Source organism: Marinobacter segnicrescens, from assembly GCF_900111555.1.
In the GTDB taxonomy this organism is placed as follows: Bacteria; Pseudomonadota; Gammaproteobacteria; order Pseudomonadales; family Oleiphilaceae; genus Marinobacter; species Marinobacter segnicrescens.
On the sequence record NZ_FOHZ01000019.1, the window covers coordinates 18,801 to 39,773 of the forward strand.

Genomic DNA, 20,973 nt, shown 5'->3' on the forward strand with positions numbered 1-20,973 from the left:
GGGACCAACGCGGTGGTCAGCCCCGTTGCGGGCTGTAGAGAAGCTCGTTAGGGAAGGGGTGAGCGGAATCCGCTCGTTATAATCGATTCTCATGAGCGAATTCCGCTCAACGCGGGGAGGGTCAAATAAGCCCGAGTCGCTGCAGGCGACGCTTGAAGGCGTGCCTGGACATCCCCAGCTGTTCTGCCGCCTTGCTCTTGTGACCACCGGTCTGTTCAAGCGCCTGGCGGATCATCTGGCGTTCGGTCTGTTCAAGCTTTTGTTCAAGTGAGGTGGTCGTGGCCTGGTCAGAGGCAGAGCCTGGCCCCGGGTGGAACTCATGAGGCAGCTGGTCCGGGCGGATGCGCTGGCCCGGGTGCAGGATGGTGAGCCGCTCGACCAGGTTACGAAGCTCCCGCACGTTACCCGGCCACTTATAGGCCTGCAGCCGCTCCAGGGTCTCCGGGGGAATGGTCACAGGGCGGCAGCCTTCCTCGCGGGCCTGGGCCTCGATGAACCTGTCCAGCAGTTCCTGCAGGTCTTCACCCCGCTCCCGCAGCGGCGGAATGGTCAGCTCGATAACATTGAGCCGGAAGTAGAGGTCTTCCCGGAAGCGTCCGGCACGCACTTCCTCCTCCAGGGACCGGTTGGTGGCTGCGACCACCCGTACATCTGCAGTATGACTGGCCGTGGCGCCCACAGGCCGGTAATCCCCGTTTTCCAGGAAGTGCAGGAACTTGGCCTGCAGGGACAGGGGCAGCTCACCGATTTCGTCCAGGAACAGGGTACCGCCGTGGGCCAGGCTCACCAGGCCGGAGCGCTTCTGGTGGGCGCCGGTGTAAGCGCCCTTTTCGGCGCCGAACAGCTCCGCCTCGATCAGCTGCTCGGGCAGCGCGGCGCAGTTGATTTCGACAAAGGCCCCGTCCGCGCGCGGGCTTTGTTCATGGATGGCCCGGGCCACCACGGCCTTGCCGGTGCCGGATTCGCCAAGCAGCAGAACCCGCCCGGTGCTGCTGGCCGCTACCCGCTGTAGCGTTTGCCAAAGTGCCTGCATGGCCTGGCTGGAGCCCACCAGGCCGGAGGCGTTGGCGCTTCGTTGACGGTGGTAGTCCAGTTCCTCCTGCATGCGGGCACGGTCGGTCACCGTATCAATGATGTGCAACAGTTCGTCGAGGGCAAAGGGCTTGGTCAGGTAGTCGGTCGCTCCGGCCTTTACCGCCTGGACGGCAGCGCGAGTGTCGCCATGGGCGGAAATCATGATCACTGGCAGGCCGGGATACAGCCGGGTGACCTCCGCCAGAACCTCCATGCCGTGCATGCCCGGCAGCCGCAAGTCCAGTAACACCAGGTCAGCCGGTTCGTCCGCCAGCAGTGTCAGGGCGTCTTCGCCAGTGTGGGCGCTGCGAGTATGGAAGCCGGCCTCGTTGAGGGCGAAGGCCATGGAGCGGACGAAGCTCTTTTCGTCGTCAACGATCAGGATCTGTGAGCGCATCATGGTGCTTTGCTGTTGATTGTTCTTTTGTGTGAGACGGGGAAGCGAGTTCCAGCTTATCACTGTTTGCCGTCGGCAGGGTGACGGACACGGTGGTGCCCTCACCCGGGACGCTGTGGATCTGAAGGTCGCCACCGTTCAGTTCAATCAGTTGGCGGGTAATGCTCAGGCCCAGGCCGGTGCCCTGCTGTCGTGTTGTGAAGAAAGGCTCGGTTACCCGTTGCAGGGTCTCTGCGTCCATGCCACAGCCCGTGTCGGTGATGTCGACGCTGATTCGGTTACCGTTGCGGAAGGCGCGCAGGTGCACGGTGCCACCCGGTTCACAGGCTTCAATAGCGTTGGCCAGCAGGTTGACCAGGCACTGAATGACCTGGTCCGGACTGGCATAGACCGCCAGGCGGGAGTCGCCGGTGGCGGACACGGTCACCTGTCGCTGGTCTGCCAGGCCAGACGTCAGGACTGTGGCATGGCGGAACACTCGCCGTATACCCACGGCCTGGGGTTCCCCGGCGACAGGACGTCCGTAATCAAGAAGATCACCCACTACCCGGTTCAGGCGATCGATCTCTTCCTCCACGGCCACCAGGAGATCCCGTCGCTGGTCATCGGGCTCGCCTTTCTCCAGCGCCTGAACCGTTAGCTTGATGGTGGCGAGGGGATTGCGTACCTCATGGGCGACGCCGGTGGCAAATTCGCCCAGCACCGCCATCTTCTCGGCCTGCACGGTGCGACCGATCATATCCTGCAGCCGGTCGGCCATGGCGTTGAATGAATGGGCCAGTACGTCGATCTCATCCTTGTCATTCTTCGGTGTCTGTAGCCGGAAATGCAAGTCACCGCTGGCGAGGGTTTCGGCGCCGTCCACAAGCCGGGTTACCCGTCGCCGGAGGCTGCGGGCCAGGGCCCAGAACAGGGCCACCGTTCCCAGGGCCATGACCCCGGCCAGGGCGTAGAGCCCCCACTGGGCGCTACGCAGGGGGCTGAGGATTTCTCCAGCTGCAACCTGATAGTCAATACGCCAGCCCGGGAGTACCTCCGGGCCGGGTTGCAGGTTTTCCGGTGGCGACTGTACCGGGTTTCCGGTTGGCTCGAGCAGGTCACCGGCCGGGGTCCGCAGATAGGGGCGCAGCACACCTGCCAGGTTTTCTGTGCGCATCAGCTCGGTGAGGGAGGCCAGCCGGACATGGAGCCCGATAGCACCCGCCACTTCCTGGCGACTGGGGTCCCGTAGTGGCTGGCGGATCAGTATCCAGCCAGGACCGGAGTTGTCGGCACGCTGGGGACCGATGACCTCGCTGTTACCCAGGGTGATCAGCGGTAAGCCTCGAATCGTCCAGTTGTCCCGGTCCCAGTAGGGCGGCCCGGAAGCAGCCTGTCCCGGCACGACTTCGGTCAGCTCATCCCGGTTATTGAAGAACAGTATGCCGTAGAGATCCGGTGAGTCCGCCTCCACCCTCACCAGTTCCCGTACGCCATCCGGCACCGCATCGCTGAAGGCCAGGTAAAGGGGCATGGAGGGATGGGTGGACAGAGTTTCCAGTTGATAGATCCGGTTCTCGATAAAGTTGGTCAGCCGATTGGCGGTACCGGCCACCTGGGCTTCCAGTCGCTCACCCGCCAGCCGTTCCGTCACCGAATCCGCCACGGCGGCGTAGAGGCTGCTGAGGATGGCCACGGAGCCGACGATCAGGGTCAGCGAAAGTAGCGAGTAACGTCCAACCAGGCTGAACTTGGGTTTCATGGGTATTGCCTGCAGGGGGCGGTGAAACGGAGGAAGAGTAAGCGCATTATTGTTGATATTGTCAGCTAACTATAAGTTTTATAACGGTTCAGCAGGATCGTGTATGATGAATGCCCAGAGTTGATGATAGCTCACTCTTCCCGGAATGTGATTGCCGATGACCCAAGCTTTTCAGGCGCCCGTCGCACGCCTGCGTTCCCTGTTGGCCTATATCGCCCTGCTGTGCGGGGTGCTTTCCTTCGTGCCCGGCGCCATGGTGGCGGGGGCGGTTTGCGTTGTGCTGGCCGTGCTGCTGGCGTGGCGGGAACTGCGGCTGGTAGCCCGCATGTTGTTCGCCCTGGTGGTAGTAGGTGCCAGCATTGCTGCCCTGGTCCAGCCTGCGGCGTTGTTCTCAGCCAGTGAAAACATGACCCGGTTGTCTGCACTGATCCTGACGGTCATGCTGCTGTCTTCTGTGTTGGGCAACTCAAGGGATCTTTTACGGATATCGGGCAGCCTGTTCAGCGGCCAACCGCTGGCCCGCTATTACAGCCTGGCGTTTGGCACCGGGCTGTTATCGGTGCCGTTGAACTTCGGCTCGGTTGGCGTGGTCGGGTCGTTGATCGGTCACCGGATTCGGGAAAAGGGCGATTCACCCATGACCCGCAATGCGGTGCGAGCGGTGCTCCGCGGCTTTGCCGTCTCACCCATCTGCTCCCCCCTGTCCATCTCGGTGGTGATGACAGTAACCTTCCTGCCAGGCCTGCAAAGCTGGGAATTGATTGCTCTCAGCCTGCCGTTGGGCGTGCTGATTCTCCTCGGGGGTGCATGGCAGCGGGAGGAGGAATCCCGGGTTGTTGCAGGTGAGGAAGAGATCCAGGCGGGGTTGTCACCATGGCTGCGCTTCGCCGGCATCATCTCTCTCATTTGTGCAGGGGTATTCTCCCTTAGCGGCCTGGCCGGACTGAGTTATTCCAGGGCAGTGACCCTGAGCTGTTTCGCGGCGGTGGTTATCGGGTTTTCGATCCGGGGTGTGAAGGAACGCAGGCTGGACTTGCCCACCATGGCCCCGGTCAGCAACGAGTTGATTATCGTCGGGGGCTCGGCCTTTATCGGTGCGCTGATCAGCATGCTGGCCCTCAGACTGATGGGCGACAGCTTCGCCTTCCCGGGCTGGGCCTTTCCGTTACTGGCGTTGCTGGTGCCATGGGTCTTTTACGTTGGTGGCACCGGTGGCTTTAATCCGATTGTGATTGGCACACTGGTCGGTGGCGTACTGGGGCCACTCTGGCCGCCGGAGGCAACCCTCGGCCTGGGCATTGCCATGGTCAGCGGCTGGGGTATTACGGCGGCAGGTTCACCCTATGCAGCCAACTCCCTGTTGATGGAGCGTCTGACCGGCTACCCGGCCCGCCAGATAGGTCTGTACTGGAACTTCAGGTTGTCGATGGTTCTGCTGGTCCTGACTGGCGGGCTGGCCTCCGCGCTTACAGCCTGGCTGGCCGGCTAGGGTCTCCAGCCGGGCTGCTCTCAGGGGGCGGGTTATCAGGGCCTCGGCCCGCCCATCATGGTTTCCAGGTCCTTCGGATTCGGTACTCCGGGCTTCATGGCGATCTTGCCTTCTGCATTCCTGTAAAAGGTGCTTGGGGTGGCCTGCAAACCGAGGCTGCTCATCAGTTCACCATTGGCCATTACGTCGTTGTAGGTCTGGCTGACCACGGACCTGTCGACCTCTATGCCTCCATCCTCGTAGTTTTCGTGGTGCTGCCTCAGGGCGCTTTCCGGATCGTCTGCGGCAAGGATGGTGGCCGCCTTGGGAGCGCTGTCCTCCTTCAGAATACCGACCAGGATGTGGCGCAACTGCACTTTGCCAGACTCGATCCACGGATCAGCCATCTCCCGGAACCGGTAACAGTAGGGGCAGTTCGGGTCGGTAAAGGTGTAGAGCACAACCTCCGCTTCATCGGAGCCGTCGCCGACCCAGTCGCTGTCTTCCAGTTTGCTCCAGGCTTCCGCGAAGCGGGGCTCCATCAACAGTTTTTCCACCTGCTCCTGGGAGATATTGGTGCCGTCTTCCGCCAGCAGAGTGCCTATGATCACGTGCTTGCCGTCGGCGGTGAGGAATGCCGACATGGGGCGGCCCTGCATTTCGCCAACATAGCCTTTCATGCCACCCGGGGCATCGAACTCTCCGACGATCTCAGCTCCCCTGTCTTCCAGTTGCTGAACGGCCTTGGGGTAGCCTTCTGCGAAAGCACCGGCGGTAGCCAGGGTTAAAAGGGCGCCAGCCACGACCGGGATCTGCCTGGACGAGATGTTTGCAGGTAAGCGAATGGGCATATCTATATAACTCCTTTTTGATCAGTGGCTCCTGACCGGGAAGGAGGCATTGAGTTCCGTGGGAATATAGGTGGATTTGCAGTGGCTATCCCACAGGCAACCTGTTACTGTGCCCGCATCCTGCCTCTAAGGATCCGCAGTTTTTGGCGTAAAGCCTGCTAGCGAATACTTCATACGACCCGCCAGAGGACGTCCTCCCGTTACCGGTGAGCGACTGTAGTCGTCTTATTCCCATGCTCCGTCATGGCATCTGCCCGCGTTGATTACCGGTTAACTCCGGCGTTCGTGGAGGCAGAACAATCAAGAGTTTATCCAATATGAGTTTTTCTTCCCTCGGTCTTTCCGAGCAACTGGTCCGTGCAACCACCGATCAGGGTTATGAAACCCCGTCTCCCATCCAGCTCCAGGCGATTCCGGCCGTACTGTCCGGCAAGGATGTGATGGCAGCCGCCCAGACCGGCACCGGCAAGACCGCCGGCTTTACCCTGCCGCTGCTGCAGCGACTCAGTGAAAATCCCCGCGAGGGCAAGGGCCCGCGTGCCCTGATCCTGACGCCGACCCGTGAGCTGGCGGCACAGGTACACGACAGCGTGAACCTTTACAGCAAGTACGTACCGACCAAGGCCGCCGTAGTATTTGGGGGTGTCAAGATCAACCCGCAGATGATGAAGCTGCGTAAGGGCCTGGACGTGCTGGTAGCGACTCCCGGCCGGCTGATGGACCTTTATCAGCAGAACGCCGTGCGCTTCAACGAAGTGGAAATCCTGGTGCTGGACGAAGCTGATCGCATGCTGGACATGGGCTTCATCCGCGATATCCGCAAGATCCTGGCGCTGCTGCCGGCCAAGCGTCAGAACCTGCTGTTCTCGGCGACTTTCTCCAATGAGATCCGCACCTTGGCCCAGGGCCTGCTGAACAATCCGGTACAGGTGGAAGTGGCCGCCCGCAATACCACGGCCGAGAAGGTCAAGCAGTCCGTCTATCCAGTGGATCAAAGCCAGAAAAGCGCGCTGCTGAGCAAGCTGGTACGGGACAATGACTGGGACCAGGTGCTGGTGTTCACCCGTACCAAGCACGGCGCCAACCGCCTGACCAAGAAGCTGGAAAGCGACGGCATTACCGCTGCAGCAATCCACGGCAACAAGTCCCAGGGCGCCCGTACCCGCGCGCTGGCGGAGTTCAAGCAGGGGGATATTCGCGTGCTGGTGGCCACCGACATCGCGGCCCGCGGCCTGGATATCAAACAGCTGCCCCAGGTGGTTAACTTCGAGTTGCCTAACGTACCGGAAGACTATGTTCACCGCATCGGTCGTACTGGCCGTGCCGGTGAAAGTGGCCATGCCCTGTCGCTGGTGAGCGCGGATGAAGGCAAGTTGCTGGCGGGTATTGAGAAGCTGATCAAGAAGCAGCTGCCCCGCCAGGAAGTGGAAGGCTTCGAACCCCAGAACAACCTGCCGCTCAAACCCAAGGCCAAGGCCGACCCGAGCCGGGCCCGCAATCGTTCCGGCGGTGGCGGCAATGGCCGCAATGGTGCAGGTCGCCCTGGCGGTCAGCGCCAGGCCAGCCCGGGGCCGGGTGGTCGCAGCCGTGGACGTGGCCAGGGCCAGGGTCGTTCGGCGCAGCGACAGTCTGCCTGATGTGATCTGAACCTTAGCCGTGCGAGAAAGCCGTTTCCGGGTAACCGGAAGCGGCTTTCTCGTTATCGCCAGACGAAAAAAGCGGGGTGCCGGAATCCCGGCCCCCGCAAAGGGAGAACGCGACCGGCACCACCAGTCCAGGGTACCGGGCACGGTCGTCTCACACTGCAAGTTAAAAGCTGTAGGTGAAGCCCACCATGTAGACCATGGGATCGATTTCGACGTCGACCTTGCTCGTGGATGAGAGGTTACCGCCGTTATAGGCTTTGATCGTGGCTTCAGTGTCGATGTCGGCATACCAGATGGCAGCGTTGAGGCCAAAACGGTCGTCCAGTTTGATGTCCACGCCCAGTTCTGCAGCAACGCCTACGCTGTCGTCCAGTTCGATGGAGGTGGAGTCAGCGCCCAGATAATTGGTCAGCGTCTCAGTGGTCTTTTCTTCGAAGAAGTTGGTGTAGTTGACGCCTACCCCGGCATACGGCTGAACCCGGTGACTGCTGTGAAGTGGGTAGTACTGCAAAGTCAGGGTTGGCGGCAGATGCTTTGTCTCGGCAAGCTTCCCAGCACCGCCCAGAACACTCCCGTCACCACTGATGTTGTGTTGGAAGGGTGTAGCTGCCAGCAATCCGATTGCGAAATGATCCGTCAGCATGTAGCTACCGGAAAGTCCCAGTTGAACATCGGAGTCTACAGAGACTTTGTGCCCCGGGAGCGAGGTGCCGTCCAGCGCAAGATTGTTGCTGGAATCCTGGGGATCAACGGCTACAGCGCCGGCCCTGAGGATAATATCACCAGCCTGATAAGCCTGTGCGGAACCTGCTGCGAGTAAGCCGGCTGCGAGGATGCCCAGAGTGAGTTTACGGGACATAGAAATGACTCCTTGACCAAAAGTTATTGACGGGCCAAGGCTACACCGGTGGCGGTTAGGAGAATTGATCTAACGCAAGTGATACCGGGGGCTGCAGGGAATGCGATCGGAACATTGATCCAGCTCAAAAGGTCCGGATTTGACTGAACAGGCAGGAGGGGAGTCGGGTCAGGCCTGCTTCGTGTCGTCCTGCGGATCTTCCTGAACGAAAACGTCCCGCACGGACAGGGGGTTGCCTTCGGCATCCTGTACTTCCAGCTGGCGAACGGGCTGGCCGGTGCGCCGGTCACGGAGGTCCAGCGGGGGCTTTTCGGGGCAGGGGTTATACTTGTCACCCCACTGGCGCAGGGCGATGACTACCGGGAACAGGTCCCGGCCCTTATCAGTGAGGCGGTACTCAAAGCGGGGACCATGCTCGCCCACATCTACCTTGCGCAGTACGTCGTTGTCGACCAGTCGGCACAGGCGATCCACAAGGATGTTGCGGGCAATGCCCAGCTCCTGCTGGAAGTCCACAAAACGACGGGTTCCGTACATGGCCTGCAGCACAATCAGCAGTGACCACCAGTCACCCACCTCATTGAGCGCACGCGCAACCGAACAACTTGAATCGTCAAAACGTTTTCTCGCCATGGTTAAATTGTACCCAACAGGGTTGCAAACTGAAACCGGATTTAATAAGGTTGCTTAATGAAACCAGATTTCGGGGCCTGGCCCCCGTTCCCTTTCAGACAGGAGATACCCCACCCATGTCCATGAATCTCGGACCGCTGTTCGAACCGTTCGAAGTGAAATCCCTGAAACTGGCCAACCGTGTCGCCATGGCCCCCATGACCCGGAATTTCTCCCCGGGCAATGTGCCCAACGATGATGTGGTGGCCTATTACAAGCGTCGTGCCGAAGGCGGCGTTGGCCTGATCATCACCGAAGGTACCACCGTCAATCACCCGGCGGCCAACGGCTACGAGAACGTGCCTTTCTTTCACGGTGAAAAGGCCCTGGCAGGCTGGAAAAAGGTGGTAGACGCGGTCCATGAGGCCGGTGGCAAGATCTTCCCCCAGCTCTGGCATGTGGGTGCAGTGCGCAAGGAAGGCATGGAGCCGGATCCTTCAGTACCGGGCTATGCGCCTTCCGGCATGAATCGTCCGGGCAAGGTGGTCTGCAAGGTCATGACCAAGGAGGACATCCAGGACGTGGTCAGGGCATTTGCCGATGCCGCCGCTGACGCCAAGGCTATCGGTTTTGACGGCGTGGAAGTGCACGGGGCTCACGGCTACCTGATCGACCAGTTCTTCTGGGAAGGCACCAACCAGCGGGACGACGAATACGGCGGCAGCATGGCCAACCGCCAGCGTTTTGCCATTGAGATCATCAAGGCCATCCGTGAAAAGGTCGGTCCGGACTTCCCCATTATGCTGCGTTTCTCCCAGTGGAAGATGCAGGACTATGACGCGAAGCTCTGCCAGACCCCGGAAGAGCTGGAAGCTTTCCTCAAGCCCCTGGCCGATGCCGGGGTGGATATCTTCCACGCCTCCACGCGCCGCTTCTGGGAGCCGGAGTTTGAAGGCTCCAACCTGAACCTGGCCGGCTGGGTGAAGAAGCTGACCGGACTGCCCACCATGTCTGTCGGCAGCGTTGGCCTTACCGAAGACTTTATCGCCGGCACCTTTGCCAGCAAGAAGGAAGCCGTGGAGGACGCCGGTATCGACGAGCTGATCGAGCGCATGAACAACGATGAGTTCGACCTGATTGCCGTCGGCCGCGCCCTGCTGCAGGACCCGGAATGGCTGGTCAAGGTGAAGGAAGGACGGGCCGATGACGTCGAGCCGTTCCGCAAGGCCTCCCTGGGCGAACTTTACTGAGAACCGTGTAAACAGGGTGGCGCCCGTCCCATGCGGACGGGCGCCCCTGTGTTTCAGTCGGCAGGGTTCAGTCGGTGGATTTCCAGGCGCCAAAGGAGCCCAGGAAAACATCCACCTTGCTGAACCCGGCCCGCTCCAGTACCGAGGCGGCAATCGTCGCCCGGGCACCGCTGGCGCACATCACCGTGTAGTGCCGGTTTTTGTCGAGCTCGTCTGTCTTGTCCGCCAGTTCTCCGGCATAGATATGAACCGACCCTTCGATAGCCTCCTCTTCGTATTCCGTCTTGCTGCGTACATCCAGTAACTGCCAGTTCTCCGGCGGGTTCTGGAAGCGTTCCCGGATATCGTCCACGTGCATCACCGGCAGGGAGTGGAACGGTAGCCCGCGGGCTGACCATTCCGGCATGTCGGTCGTCAGGAAACCGGCAAGGTTGTCCAGGCCGATGCGTACCAGGTGCTGTGCCGCTTCGTGAGCCTGTTCAGGGTCTGATACCACCAGCACCACCGGCTGGCCAGGCTCGATGTACCAGCCGGCAAACGCCGGGATCATCGGTGCGGGGATGGCCAGGCTGCCAGGCAGGTGCGCCCCCAGAAAGGCACTGACGGTACGCGCGTCCACGATGGCGGGCCCTCCGGGTAGCGCACGGAATTCTGCCGGTGACAGTGGTCGTGGTGTTATTACCCTGGGGGCCGGTTCCGCCCCCGTCAGGTTGAGCTTTTCCATCAGCCGGAAGTAGGGCGGCTGATAGTGGTGCTCGGCGAGCTTGGCATCAATGAATTTGTTGCGGGACGATATTCTGAGCATGTCGTTGTATTTGCGCTCATAGCCCAGGGAAGAAAACTCCCGGTCGGCCATGTTGTCACCGCATACCGAGCCCGCACCATGGGCGGGATAGACCAGGGCCTGGTCTCCGAGTTTCAGAATTTTCTGCAGGCTGTCGTAGAGCATGCCGGCCACTTCCCCGGCCCGGTCCGGGTAGAAATCCGTACGCCCCACATCACCGATAAACAGCGCATCCCCGGTGAACACGCCTACCGCATCCTCACCGAAATCCGTGTCATATATGACGAAGGACAGGCTGTCGTCCGTGTGTCCCGGTGTTTCCAGTACCCGCACCCGGAGATTACCGAATTCGAAGGTGTCGCCCTCCCGGGCCGTGTCGGCGTAGGCAACATCACCGGCAGCATTCGGGCCGTGGAGCACCCGTGCACCGGTGAGGTTTGCCAGTATCGGCGCGCCGGAGATCAGGTCTTCATTGCGGTGGGTCTCGAAAATGTGGGTGATACGACAACCTGCCCTGGCCGCTTCCTCGACGTAGACCTCGCAGTCCCGGCGCGGGTCGACGACAAATGCCTCGCCATCATTCCCCACAAGCCAGGACAGGTGGGACAGGCCTTCGGACTTGATCTTCTGGATGAACATGGGACCTCCTGCTGAAGTGGTAATACCTGATATCAGGGGTAGCACAGATCAGCAGGAGTGTGACGGGCTATAGGATTACGGTTTGGTCAGTGGTGGCCTTGGTGAGGGTTCTGGCCAGAGCCCATGGCCCAGTGGTGGGCCTGGTGGTGGCTTCCATACGCCATCAGCCCGATATAGCCAAGGCCGTTAATCATGGCGGTGTCGTCAGGATCTTCGCTGGTGGTGGTAATACGGAACTGGTCCCCCTGACGACCGACGATCATTTCCCAGCCGGTTTCCCGGCGAAGCTGTTCCGGATGGGCAGAAAGCACCCTCTCCAGGGCTTCGTCTGCACGGGTGGTCAGGGGGGCGACTACCAGGGTCACACCGTTAGGCATTCGCCGTTGGTCCACGACCTCGACGTTTTCGGCAATGTCTTTCATATCCAGCAGATGCTGGCGCAGAACCTCCAGGTCGACCTTGCTCCAGTCAGTGTCCGGGTTCTGGGTCAGGTGGTGGATCACTTCCTGAATGGTGGCGAAGACCGAATTGCCGGCCTCGGTCAGCTTGGTCTGCTCCGTGGCGCCGGGGTGTTGCCCCTGGTGGGTGTTATGGTGCGGGTGTTCCTGGCCGAATGCGGGCAGGGCCAGGGTGCACAAAAGCAGGCTCAGTGTGGTTTTTCTCATTGTTCGCTCACTCTGCAGTTTGTCTGGTTCGGTTGTGACGCCAGGTCCTGACAGTAGTGCTATACGTCACTTCCCGCAAACCGGGCCAGTTTCGACCCGCGTTCTGCAGTATTCCAGGGGAATGCAGCGATGAGGTTCGTCAACCGATGTAAAAGCCGTGTAAACCCCTGGTTTCGCCCTATTATGCCGATATTGCATTACCGATAATCCATCCTGCTTTAAAGGACCACGAGTGAGGATGGAACATGGCAGCGCCGGTAACGGGCGGTTGGTACAAGCGGTTTGGCGGGTTTCTGCTGTTGGTATTGGTCATTGGCTCTCTGGTTGCCGCCTGGTGGTATGTCGACCGGCCGGCCGCCCAGCCCTCATTACTGACCGTTCCGGTGGAGCGGGGCGACCTGGAAGACCTGGTGACGGCCACCGGTGTTCTGCAGCCCCGGGACTATGTGGACGTGGGAGCCCAGGTTTCCGGCCAGCTCGACATTATCCATGTGCGCACCGGCGACCAGGTTCGCAAGGGCGACCTGCTGGCCGAAATTGACCCGACAGTCTACGTGGCCCGGGTTGATGCCACCCGCGCTCAGCTGCGCAATCAGCAGGCCCAGCTGATGGAACGGGAAGCCCAGCTCACCCTGGCGCAGATTCAGCACCGCCGCCAGCAGAACCTGTTGAAAGAGGAAGCCACCAGTCGCGAAGCCGCCCAGGTGGCGGAAGCCGCGCTGCGTTCCGCCCACGCACAGATTGAAGCCATCAGCGCCCAGATCCAGCAGACCGAATCCACCCTGCGTGCGGAAGAGGCCAACCTGGACTACGCGAAGATCTATGCACCGATGGATGGCACCGTGGTTTCCATCGAGGCCCGCCAGGGCCAGACCCTGAACACCAACCAGCAGGCCCCGGTGCTGATGCGCATCGCCGATCTGTCGACCATGACGGTGGAGGCCCAGGTGTCCGAAGCGGATATCGGCAAGCTGCGACCGGGCATGCCGGTGTACTTCACTACCCTGGGCAGCCAGCAGCGGCGCTGGGAGAGCACCCTGGACCGGCTGGAGCCGACCCCCACGGTGGAAAACAATGTGGTGTTATACAACGCGGTGTTTGAGGTGCCCAACCCCGGAGGCCGCCTGATGACGCAGATGACGGCCCAGGTGTTCTTTATCAGTAACGCCGCCAGGAATGCCCTGCTGGTACCGGTTACGGCCCTTCAAACCAGCGGAGGGGGGGCCACGGTCCAGGTCGTGGGCGGTGACGGTCAGCCGCAGCAGCGGGACGTCACCGTGGGTGTTACCAACCGGGTACAGGCGGAAATCCTGGACGGCCTGGAAGAGGGCGAAGAGGTTGTCAGCAGCCCCCGGTCCGCCGGCGGCCAAACGGACGGCAACCGTGCCCGCCGCATGGTCGGCATGGGGTTCTGACCGTGACCACAGCGCTGATCGAATTGCGGAACATCACCCGCACCTATTACAACGGTGAAGTGGCGGTACCGGTGCTGCGGGGCATCAACCTGACCATCCACCGGGGGGAGTTTGTGGCCATTATGGGTGCCTCGGGGTCCGGCAAATCCACCCTGATGAACATCCTCGGTTGCCTGGACCGGCCCACCAGTGGTGAGTATCGGTTTGATGGCGAGGACGTCTCCGCCCTGGACAGCGACGCACTGGCCCGCCTGCGTCGGGAAGCTTTCGGGTTCGTGTTCCAGAGTTATAACCTGCTGCCGGGCATTTCGGCCTGCGAGAACGTGGAAATGCCCGCCAGCTACGCCAGCCTCAAACGATCGCAACGGCAGGACCGGGCCAGGGAGCTGCTGGCACGGTTGGGCCTGGATGAGCGTAGGGAGCATCGCCCGGGTCAGCTCTCAGGCGGTCAGCAGCAACGGGTTTCCATTGCCCGTGCCCTGATGAACGGTGGTGAAATCATCCTGGCAGACGAGCCCACCGGGGCCCTCGACAGCCAGAGTGGCCGGGAAGTCATGGCCCTGTTGCAGGAACTCTCCAACGAAGGCTACACCATCATCCTGATCACCCACGACAGCAACGTGGCGGACCACGCCCACCGGCGCATCGAAATCGCCGACGGCCAGATTCTCAGTGACCCCGGCCCCGATACCTCACACCAGCGAAAGCCGCTGCAACGGGAACCCTTGCGGCACTCGCCCTCATTATTCCGGGAGTTTTATCAGGGTGCACGTACCGCGCTGCGGTCCATGACCGGCAACCTGTTCCGCACAGCGCTGACCCTCCTGGGGATCGTGATCGGCGTAGCCTCGGTAATCACCATGCTCGCCATCGGCGACGGCGCACGGGAGCAGGTGGTAGAGCGCATCAGCGCCATGGGCAGCAACCTGCTGCTGGTTCGCCCGGGTGCGCCGGGGCAACGGCGCGGCGGCTGGAACATCGCCACCCTGGTGCCGGAGGATGTGGATGCCATCAACACCTTGCCCAATATAACTGCGGCGATTCCGGAACTGACCGGCAGCCAGACCCTGCGCTATGACAACGCCGACCACCAGGCGGAGGTGAACGCCACCTCCTGGCAGTTCCCTGTCGCCCGCCAGTGGCCGGTGCAGCGGGGCAGTTTTTTCAACCAGGCCGACGAGGGTGAATACGCGCCGGTGGCTGTGCTGGGCCAGACCACGGCAGAGGCACTGTTTGGCCAGCAGGACCCGTTGGGCCACTACATTCTGATGAATAACGTGCTGTTCCAGGTGGTTGGTGTAATGAGCGAGCGGGGCGCATCGCCCATGGGCCAGGACCAGGACGACGTGGTGTTTGTGCCCTACACCACCGGGAGCATGCGCCTCTTCGGGCAGCGCCACCTGCGCAACGTGACCATCGCCGTGGACGATACGACCCTGATGGACGAGGTGCAGGCCCAGGTACATCAGCTGCTACTCCAGCGCCACGGCGTGGAGGACTTCCAGATCCGCAACATGGCCTCGCTGATCGACACCGTTTCCGAAACCCAGGACACCTTCACCTGGCTGCTGGGGTCGGTGGCGGCCATATCACTGCTGGTAGGCGGTATCGGGGTGATGAACATCATGCTGGTGAGCGTCACCGAACGTACCCGGGAAATCGGGGTTCGCATGGCCACCGGAACCCGCACCCGCCATATCCTGCAGCAGTTCCTGCTCGAAGCCCTGGCGGTATCGGCCCTTGGCGGGCTGATCGGCGTCGCGTTGGGGCTGGGGGCCGCGGCCACGATCAATGAATTGGGAACACCGGTCAGTTACTCACTGATGCCGGTGGTGCTGGCCTTCAGTTGCGCCTTCGGTACCGGGCTGCTGTTCGGCTATCTGCCAGCCCGCAAGGCATCGCGGCTGGATCCGGTCACGGCACTGGCGACGGAATAGGGGAACCGGATGTTGAACATTTTTTTCAGAACGGCTGCGGTTACGGGGGTCATCGTCGCCCTCGCAGGCTGTGCCACCACCTCACCGATTGAGCGCCCGGAGTTGCGGGCAGATGAGCGATGGAATGTACCGCTGACGGCAGGTGCCAAGGCACCGGATGAGCAGTGGTGGCAGGCGTTCGGTTCAGAGCAACTCGATCAACTGATTGGGCAGGCCTTTGCCGGTAGCCCGAACCTGGCAGTGACGGCTGAGCGGGTGTTCCAGGCAGAACAGCAGGTACGGGTGGCCGGCAGCAGCCTGTTCCCGTCCCTGAACCTCAGTGGCAGCACCGGCGAGCGGACCACGGATGATGGCGGCTCCGAAAACCGAAGTGAGTCTACCTCCGCCAGCCTCAATGTGAGTTACGAGCTGGACCTCTGGGGCCAGCTGGCGGCCGCACGGGATGAAGCGGAAGCCGGTTACAGGGCCACGGTGTTTGAATACGACAGCGCCCGCCTGTCCCTGGCCAGCAGCGTCGCCACCACCTGGTTCCGCCTGATGGCGCTGGACGAGCAGTTGCGGGTCGCCCGGGAGAACCTGGCCATCGCCGAACGCACTGAAGACATTGTCGACGCCCGCTATCGCAACGGTGCCGCCAGCCGCGCCGAGTTGCTGCGCCAGCAGACCGAAGTGCTCAACCAGCGGGCAGGCCTTGAACCCATTACGCTGGAATACCGGCAGACCCGGTCAGCGCTGGCTGTGCTGGTTGGCGTGTCACCGCTGGGATTCGAGGCCGATACCGGGACGCACTCGTTGATGGACCTGACCCTCCCAGCGGTTGATGCGGGAATACCCTCAGACCTGCTGACCCGGCGCCCGGACCTGGCCATTGCGGAGGCGCAGCTGCAGGCAGCGGACGCCAACCTGGCCCAGGCCAGGGCGGCCTGGTTACCGTCGGTATCCCTTGGTCTGAATGCCGGGGCCAGCACCGCGAACCTGGCAAGCCTGGCCAATCCGGTGGAAACCCTGGGCTGGAGCATCACCCTGGCCCAGAACCTGTTCGACGGGGGCACGCGGGACGCCCAGACCGCCATCAGCGAATCCCGCCGCCGCGCCCTGGTGGAGGATTACCGTGGCGCGATACTCGCTGCCTTGCAGGAAACGGACGATGCACTGGACCGGCTACAGACCAGTCAACGCAGGGAGGCCCTGCAACGGACAGTGAGTGAGCGGGCCGAGCGGACCCTGGAGCTGACCGATTTGCGTTATCGTGCCGGCAGTGATGAACTGCTGACCCTGCTGGACGCCCAGCGTACCCTGTTCCAGACCCGGGACCAGCTGGTTCAGTTGAGACTGGCCCGTTTGCAGGCGACCGTAGATCTCTACAAGGCGATCGGTGGAGGCTGGCAACAGAAAGATGAATAAGGGTTCATTTCCCCACTGAGGCCGAACCGGTATCGTGATATATCAAGCAGCAAAGGAAGGAACAACCAGTGGCCAATGCGTTGGCTACACCCAGCCCATGACTGACCCTGCGAATCTCCGAGAAGTGCTCGACCGCATCAGTGAAACCGCGACTGGCCGGCCACGGGTAACCCTTGGTGCCATCATTGATACCGTGGGACGCCGTTCCTATGGGCCGGTGCTGATGATTATCGGCATCCTGCTGTTCTCACCGTTAAGCGGCATTCCCGGGGTGCCAACCCTCAGCGGCTTGCTGATCCTGTTTATCTCGGTGCAGATGCTGGTGCTCAGCGGTGGTTTCTGGTTGCCAGAGTTGCTGATGAACCGCTCGCTGCCTACGGAAAAGCTTCTCCGGGGCATTCGGTTTATCGAGCCGGCGGCGGAGTATGTCGATGCCCGGCTCCATCCCCGCCTGGTGCTGGTGGTGAGGCGCCCAGGCAGTTACCTGCTTGGTGGCGTGTGTGTGCTGATTGCCTGCGCCATGCCGCTGATGGAAATCATCCCCTTCTCGGCCACCGCTGCTGGTTTTGCTATTGCGGTGTTTGGCCTTGCCATGGTGTCACTGGATGGGTTGCTGGCGGTATTGGGGCTGATCTACACGGTGACCATTGCCGGGTTGATTGCTGTTAACATGCTTTGATTGTTCCTTGCCTGTGTGATGGTCCGGCCGGGTTGGTTGGCCCGGCATAACATCGCTACCGACGAGTTGTTCAGTCATGGCCAATACGCGCACTGCCCTGTGGGTGATCGTTGTTGCCCAGTTTTTTGGAACCTCGCTGTGGTTCACGCCCAACGCTGTTTTGCCCGGCCTGGCAGACACCTGGGGCGTAACCACGGAAGACCTGGGTCGCCTGACCGGCTCAGTGCAGCTGGGCTTTATCATTGGCACCCTTGCCTTCGCCCTGTCCGGCCTGGCGGACCGCTGGCGGGCAAGCCGCATTTTCCTGGTCAGTGCGGTCACCGGAGCCCTGACGAACGGCTTGTTCGCGTTGTCCCCATCCCTGGAAATCGGTCTGGCGTTGCGGTTTGTCACCGGGCTTTGTCTTGCAGGCATCTATCCCGTGGGCATGAAGCTGGTGGCCAGCTGGGCACCTGAGAAAAAGGGCCTGGTCCTGGGCTGGCTGGTGGGCATGCTGACCCTCGGAACGGCCTTCCCCCACTTGATGCGGGCCATCAGCCCCGGCTGGGGCTGGCAACCGGTGGTGCTGGCGTCCTCGGTGCTGGCAATTGCTGCCGGCCTGATGATCGCCCGTCTTGGTGATGGCCCTGGCCTGCCAGCGACAGGGCGATTCGACTGGGGCGGTGTGATTCGTTCCTTCCGTGAACCCCGCTTTCGCGCGGCCGCCCTGGGTTACTTCGGCCACATGTGGGAGCTTTATGCGGTCTGGGCCCTTGCACCTTTGTTGGTGGCTGCAAGCCTGGGCCCGCTGGGGAGTGATCGGACCCTGGTTTCGGTGACCGCCTTTGCCTTTATTGCGGCTGGCACCGTGGGCTGCGTCCTCGGTGGCATGCTCAGCCGCCGGATCGGCAGTGCCCGGGTGGCGTTCGGGGCCCTGTGGGTGTCCGGTCTGATGTGTCTTTTGTGGCCCTGGTTTGAGGCAGTGCCAACCTGGCTGGCGGTGATCCTGCTGCTGGTCTGGGGTATGGCCGTCATCGCCGATTCCCCGCAGTTTTCCGCCCTTGCAGCAGAAGCCGCCCCTGGCCACGCGGTGGGCAGCTCCCTGGCCATCATGAACAGTATTGGCTTTTTGCTAACAGTGTTCGCCATCGAACTGACGGCGAACTACTGGCAGTCCCTGGGTACCGGTGTCACCTGGTTGCTGGTTCTCGGGCCGGTACTGGGGTTATTGGCATTGCTGCCCCTGTGTCGTGACCGTTGATGTGTTGCCAATCCACGGTTGAGGGGGCAGGATGAGAGCTCTTTCCAATCCCTGTGAGGAAACAGCCCACATGCCCTACGTAAACATCAAGATTACCGACGAGAACGTGTCTGCGGATGACAAGAAAGCCCTGATCGAAGGCGCCACCAAACTGTTGCAGGATGTGCTGGGCAAGAACCCGGCCACCACCGTAGTGGTTATCGATGAAGTGAACACGGATAACTGGGGCATCGGTGGCGAGCCGGTTACTGAGCGACGCAAGCGCGGGCAATAAGGACAGCCCGCCCCGGTGTTCCTGCTGGAGCCGTCTGAGTGGGGTCTCGCCCAGGCACTGATGGTTTTCGGTGCCTGCGCACTGGTTATCGCCATCGCCGGCACCCGGATTACCCGGGTGGTGGACCAGCTGGCGGATCGTACCGGCGTCGGCGAGGCCGCTGCCGGCGCCGTGCTGCTTGGCGCGGCCACGTCCCTCGGTGGCTCTGTACTCTCGGTTACTGCAGCCTGGAACGGCCACGCCGAGCTGGCGGTCAGCAACGCCCTGGGTGGCATTGCCGTTCAGACCTTCTTCCTGGCGGTGGCGGACATGGTCTACCGCCGTGCCAACCTGGAGCACGCCGCGGCTTCCGCTCCCAACATGATGCAGAACGGACTGCTGATTTGCCTGCTGTCCGTGATTATGCTCGCGCCCATGCTGCCGGATGTGACGGTCTTTGGCATTCACCCGGTCACACCGGCACTGTTCGGCTTTTACCTGTATGGCCTGAAACTGGTGCAGGGCGCTACCGAATCCCCCATGTGGCGCCCGGCCGTGACCCTGGATACCCGGGAAGACACGCCGGATGACACCACCCAAATGCCTTCCATGGTGCGGCTGTGGACCGAGTTCCTGGGGCTGATGGCCGTGCTGGGGGTGGCTGGCTGGGCGCTGGAACCATCCGCCACCACCATCGCCCGGGAAACCGGTCTGGGCCAGACCGTGATTGGCGTCATGCTGACGGCAATCAGCACTTCCATTCCCGAGTTGGTTACCTCGGTAGCGGCGGTGCGCCGCGGCGCCCTGACCCTGGCGGTAGGCGGCATTATTGGTGGTAATGCCTTTGATACCCTGTTCACCGCGGCGTCTGACCTGGCCTACCGCGACGGATCGATCTACCACGCCATGAGTAACGACGCCCGCTTCTGGGTAGCGTTGACCATCCTCATGTCCGGCATACTGATGATGGGCCTGATACGCCGGGAGCGGGTGGGCATTGGCCGCATCGGCGCCGAGAGTGTGGCGATTATGGTGCTATACCTCGGTGGCGTATTGCTGTTGTTGAGTTAATGGTGCCGGGCTTGCTGGCATTGCCATTGCGTAACCTTCGCGGAGCTATCCGGCGACTTGCAGAACCAGCTGCCCAGCCCCATCGTAGGTTAGTGACTTCCCCCACACTTCCACGGCCCCTTCGGCAGCCCCTGTCAGGGCAACAGCCGGGCCACGCGACAGGAGGACATTATGCCCTTTGATGCACTACCACCCATCGGTATGGGAACCTTTCGTCTGAAAGGTGATGACGCCCGGGAGGCGGTCCGCAGTGCCCTGTCACTGGGCTACCGCCATATCGATACCGCCCAGATCTATCGTAACGAAGCAGAGGTGGGCGACGGTATTACTTCCAGCGGGATTCCCCGTCGGGAAATTTTCGTCACCACCAAGATCTGGTTCGACAACTACCACCGCAGCGACCTGATCAACAGCCTGCAGACGAGCCTGCAGCAGCTGAAAACCGATCATGTGGACCTGACCCTGATCCACTGGCCGTCACCGGGTGACGAAGTGCCCATGGAGGAGTACCTGGGGGCATTGAGAGAGGCTCAGAAAGAAGGCCTGACTGACCACATCGGCATCTCCAATTTCACCTGTGCCCAGATGGACCAGGCGAAGGCCATACTGGGCGACACTCCGATCTTTACCAACCAGGTGGAAGTTCACCCCTTCCTGGCCAACCGTAAGGTGGTGGAGCATGCCCAGAACCTGAACATCCCGGTAACCGGCTATATGCCGCTGGCGGTGGGCAAGGTGATGGAAGATGAGACCCTTCAGAAAATTGCGGCTGCCCACCACGTGACCCCGGCACAGATTGCCATTGCCTGGTGTGTATCCCGGGGCGTGGTACCGATTCCATCGTCCACCCGGCCCAAGCACCAGACGGAAAACCTGGATGCCCTGAAAATCCGACTTGGTGACGAGGAAATCCGCGCCATCGACGAGCTGGATCGGGGTGAACGCATCGCCAATCCGGACTTTGCCCCAGTCTGGGACTGAGCCCCTC

The 20,973-nt window shown here is 61.6% G+C and carries 18 protein-coding genes; 11 read left to right on the forward strand and 7 right to left on the reverse strand.

Annotation, left to right across the window (positions count from 1 at the left end; translation table 11 throughout):
* Positions 1 to 121 precede the first annotated feature (121 nt).
* Both BM036_RS15150 and BM036_RS15155 read right to left on the reverse strand, forming a co-directional pair.
* The gene (locus BM036_RS15150; protein WP_091853895.1) at positions 122 to 1,474 is read right to left on the reverse strand and encodes a sigma-54-dependent transcriptional regulator; all 1,353 of its coding nucleotides are present in this window, start codon (positions 1,472 to 1,474) and stop codon (positions 122 to 124) included.
* Complete coding sequence (locus BM036_RS15155; protein ID WP_091853898.1) at positions 1,446 to 3,212, reverse strand: sensor histidine kinase; 1,767 nt, start codon at positions 3,210 to 3,212, stop codon at positions 1,446 to 1,448. The genes BM036_RS15150 and BM036_RS15155 overlap by 29 nt, the downstream gene beginning before the upstream one ends.
* A gap of 157 nt (positions 3,213 to 3,369) precedes the next feature.
* Here BM036_RS15155 and BM036_RS15160 point away from each other — a divergent pair, with 157 nt between their 5' ends.
* Entirely contained in the window at positions 3,370 to 4,701 is a 1,332-nt protein-coding gene (locus tag BM036_RS15160) for a hypothetical protein (RefSeq protein WP_091853901.1), read from the forward strand.
* Between the two features lie 35 nt (positions 4,702 to 4,736).
* Here the strand turns inward: BM036_RS15160 and dsbG are convergent, their stop codons facing one another.
* Positions 4,737 to 5,531, reverse strand: coding sequence for a thiol:disulfide interchange protein DsbG (dsbG, locus tag BM036_RS15165; protein WP_091853903.1), 795 nt, complete (start codon positions 5,529 to 5,531; stop codon positions 4,737 to 4,739).
* Positions 5,532 to 5,848: 317 nt separating this feature from the next.
* On the opposite strand from dsbG, the gene BM036_RS15170 reads away from it, so the two are divergent.
* The gene (locus tag BM036_RS15170) at positions 5,849 to 7,168 is read left to right on the forward strand and encodes a DEAD/DEAH box helicase (RefSeq protein WP_091853905.1); all 1,320 of its coding nucleotides are present in this window, start codon (positions 5,849 to 5,851) and stop codon (positions 7,166 to 7,168) included.
* A gap of 172 nt (positions 7,169 to 7,340) precedes the next feature.
* On the opposite strand, the gene BM036_RS15175 is transcribed toward BM036_RS15170, so the two are convergent.
* Both BM036_RS15175 and BM036_RS15180 read right to left on the reverse strand, forming a co-directional pair.
* A complete protein-coding gene (locus tag BM036_RS15175; RefSeq protein WP_091853907.1) occupies positions 7,341 to 8,036 on the reverse strand; it encodes an OmpW/AlkL family protein in 696 nt (231 codons plus the stop codon).
* A gap of 168 nt (positions 8,037 to 8,204) precedes the next feature.
* Positions 8,205 to 8,669 carry a winged helix-turn-helix transcriptional regulator gene (locus BM036_RS15180; protein ID WP_091853909.1) on the reverse strand — a complete coding sequence of 155 codons (465 nt, stop codon included), beginning with the start codon at positions 8,667 to 8,669 and terminating at the stop codon, positions 8,205 to 8,207.
* Between the two features lie 116 nt (positions 8,670 to 8,785).
* On the opposite strand from BM036_RS15180, the gene BM036_RS15185 reads away from it, so the two are divergent.
* On the forward strand, positions 8,786 to 9,898 hold the full coding sequence (locus tag BM036_RS15185; protein ID WP_091853911.1) for an NADH:flavin oxidoreductase: 1,113 nt from the start codon (positions 8,786 to 8,788) through the stop codon (positions 9,896 to 9,898).
* A 67-nt stretch (positions 9,899 to 9,965) separates the two neighbouring features.
* On the opposite strand, the gene BM036_RS15190 is transcribed toward BM036_RS15185, so the two are convergent.
* Both BM036_RS15190 and BM036_RS15195 read right to left on the reverse strand, forming a co-directional pair.
* Positions 9,966 to 11,321 carry an MBL fold metallo-hydrolase gene (locus BM036_RS15190; protein WP_091853912.1) on the reverse strand — a complete coding sequence of 452 codons (1,356 nt, stop codon included), beginning with the start codon at positions 11,319 to 11,321 and terminating at the stop codon, positions 9,966 to 9,968.
* 86 nt (positions 11,322 to 11,407) lie between these two features.
* The gene (locus BM036_RS15195; protein ID WP_091853914.1) at positions 11,408 to 11,986 is read right to left on the reverse strand and encodes a hypothetical protein; all 579 of its coding nucleotides are present in this window, start codon (positions 11,984 to 11,986) and stop codon (positions 11,408 to 11,410) included.
* A gap of 245 nt (positions 11,987 to 12,231) precedes the next feature.
* Between BM036_RS15195 and BM036_RS15200 the strand changes: the two genes are divergently transcribed.
* The 8 genes from BM036_RS15200 to dkgB all read left to right on the forward strand — a co-directional run bounded on the left by BM036_RS15200 (position 12,232) and on the right by dkgB (position 20,966).
* Positions 12,232 to 13,401 carry an efflux RND transporter periplasmic adaptor subunit gene (locus BM036_RS15200; protein ID WP_143066622.1) on the forward strand — a complete coding sequence of 390 codons (1,170 nt, stop codon included), beginning with the start codon at positions 12,232 to 12,234 and terminating at the stop codon, positions 13,399 to 13,401.
* A gap of 2 nt (positions 13,402 to 13,403) precedes the next feature.
* Positions 13,404 to 15,338 (forward strand): MacB family efflux pump subunit, encoded by a 1,935-nt coding sequence (locus tag BM036_RS15205; protein ID WP_091853916.1) that lies wholly within the window; start codon positions 13,404 to 13,406, stop codon positions 15,336 to 15,338.
* Between the two features lie 9 nt (positions 15,339 to 15,347).
* A complete protein-coding gene (locus BM036_RS15210) occupies positions 15,348 to 16,742 on the forward strand; it encodes an efflux transporter outer membrane subunit (RefSeq protein ID WP_091853918.1) in 1,395 nt (464 codons plus the stop codon).
* A 97-nt stretch (positions 16,743 to 16,839) separates the two neighbouring features.
* The gene (locus tag BM036_RS15215) at positions 16,840 to 17,421 is read left to right on the forward strand and encodes an exopolysaccharide biosynthesis protein (RefSeq protein ID WP_091853920.1); all 582 of its coding nucleotides are present in this window, start codon (positions 16,840 to 16,842) and stop codon (positions 17,419 to 17,421) included.
* Between the two features lie 76 nt (positions 17,422 to 17,497).
* On the forward strand, positions 17,498 to 18,661 hold the full coding sequence (locus BM036_RS15220) for an MFS transporter (protein WP_091853922.1): 1,164 nt from the start codon (positions 17,498 to 17,500) through the stop codon (positions 18,659 to 18,661).
* 70 nt (positions 18,662 to 18,731) lie between these two features.
* A complete protein-coding gene (locus BM036_RS15225) occupies positions 18,732 to 18,935 on the forward strand; it encodes a 2-hydroxymuconate tautomerase family protein (RefSeq protein ID WP_091853924.1) in 204 nt (67 codons plus the stop codon).
* A gap of 15 nt (positions 18,936 to 18,950) precedes the next feature.
* Positions 18,951 to 19,985 carry a sodium:calcium antiporter gene (locus BM036_RS15230; protein ID WP_245742669.1) on the forward strand — a complete coding sequence of 345 codons (1,035 nt, stop codon included), beginning with the start codon at positions 18,951 to 18,953 and terminating at the stop codon, positions 19,983 to 19,985.
* Positions 19,986 to 20,156: 171 nt separating this feature from the next.
* Positions 20,157 to 20,966, forward strand: coding sequence for a 2,5-didehydrogluconate reductase DkgB (dkgB, locus tag BM036_RS15235; protein WP_091853926.1), 810 nt, complete (start codon positions 20,157 to 20,159; stop codon positions 20,964 to 20,966).
* The last annotated feature ends 7 nt before the right edge of the window (positions 20,967 to 20,973 follow it).

Bases quoted from the DNA above. Each gene is read 5' to 3' on its own strand.
- BM036_RS15150 (WP_091853895.1), bottom strand. From the start codon at position 1,474: ATGATGCGCTCACAGATCCTGATCGTTGACGACGAAAAGAGCTTCGTC.
- BM036_RS15155 (WP_091853898.1), bottom strand. From the start codon at position 3,212: ATGAAACCCAAGTTCAGCCTGGTTGGACGTTACTCGCTACTTTCGCTG.
- BM036_RS15160 (WP_091853901.1), top strand. From the start codon at position 3,370: ATGACCCAAGCTTTTCAGGCGCCCGTCGCACGCCTGCGTTCCCTGTTG.
- dsbG (WP_091853903.1), bottom strand. From the start codon at position 5,531: ATGCCCATTCGCTTACCTGCAAACATCTCGTCCAGGCAGATCCCGGTC.
- BM036_RS15170 (WP_091853905.1), top strand. From the start codon at position 5,849: ATGAGTTTTTCTTCCCTCGGTCTTTCCGAGCAACTGGTCCGTGCAACC.
- BM036_RS15175 (WP_091853907.1), bottom strand. From the start codon at position 8,036: ATGTCCCGTAAACTCACTCTGGGCATCCTCGCAGCCGGCTTACTCGCA.
- BM036_RS15180 (WP_091853909.1), bottom strand. From the start codon at position 8,669: ATGGCGAGAAAACGTTTTGACGATTCAAGTTGTTCGGTTGCGCGTGCG.
- BM036_RS15185 (WP_091853911.1), top strand. From the start codon at position 8,786: ATGTCCATGAATCTCGGACCGCTGTTCGAACCGTTCGAAGTGAAATCC.
- BM036_RS15190 (WP_091853912.1), bottom strand. From the start codon at position 11,321: ATGTTCATCCAGAAGATCAAGTCCGAAGGCCTGTCCCACCTGTCCTGG.
- BM036_RS15195 (WP_091853914.1), bottom strand. From the start codon at position 11,986: ATGAGAAAAACCACACTGAGCCTGCTTTTGTGCACCCTGGCCCTGCCC.
- BM036_RS15200 (WP_143066622.1), top strand. From the start codon at position 12,232: ATGGCAGCGCCGGTAACGGGCGGTTGGTACAAGCGGTTTGGCGGGTTT.
- BM036_RS15210 (WP_091853918.1), top strand. From the start codon at position 15,348: ATGTTGAACATTTTTTTCAGAACGGCTGCGGTTACGGGGGTCATCGTC.
- BM036_RS15215 (WP_091853920.1), top strand. From the start codon at position 16,840: ATGACTGACCCTGCGAATCTCCGAGAAGTGCTCGACCGCATCAGTGAA.
- BM036_RS15220 (WP_091853922.1), top strand. From the start codon at position 17,498: ATGGCCAATACGCGCACTGCCCTGTGGGTGATCGTTGTTGCCCAGTTT.
- BM036_RS15225 (WP_091853924.1), top strand. From the start codon at position 18,732: ATGCCCTACGTAAACATCAAGATTACCGACGAGAACGTGTCTGCGGAT.
- dkgB (WP_091853926.1), top strand. From the start codon at position 20,157: ATGCCCTTTGATGCACTACCACCCATCGGTATGGGAACCTTTCGTCTG.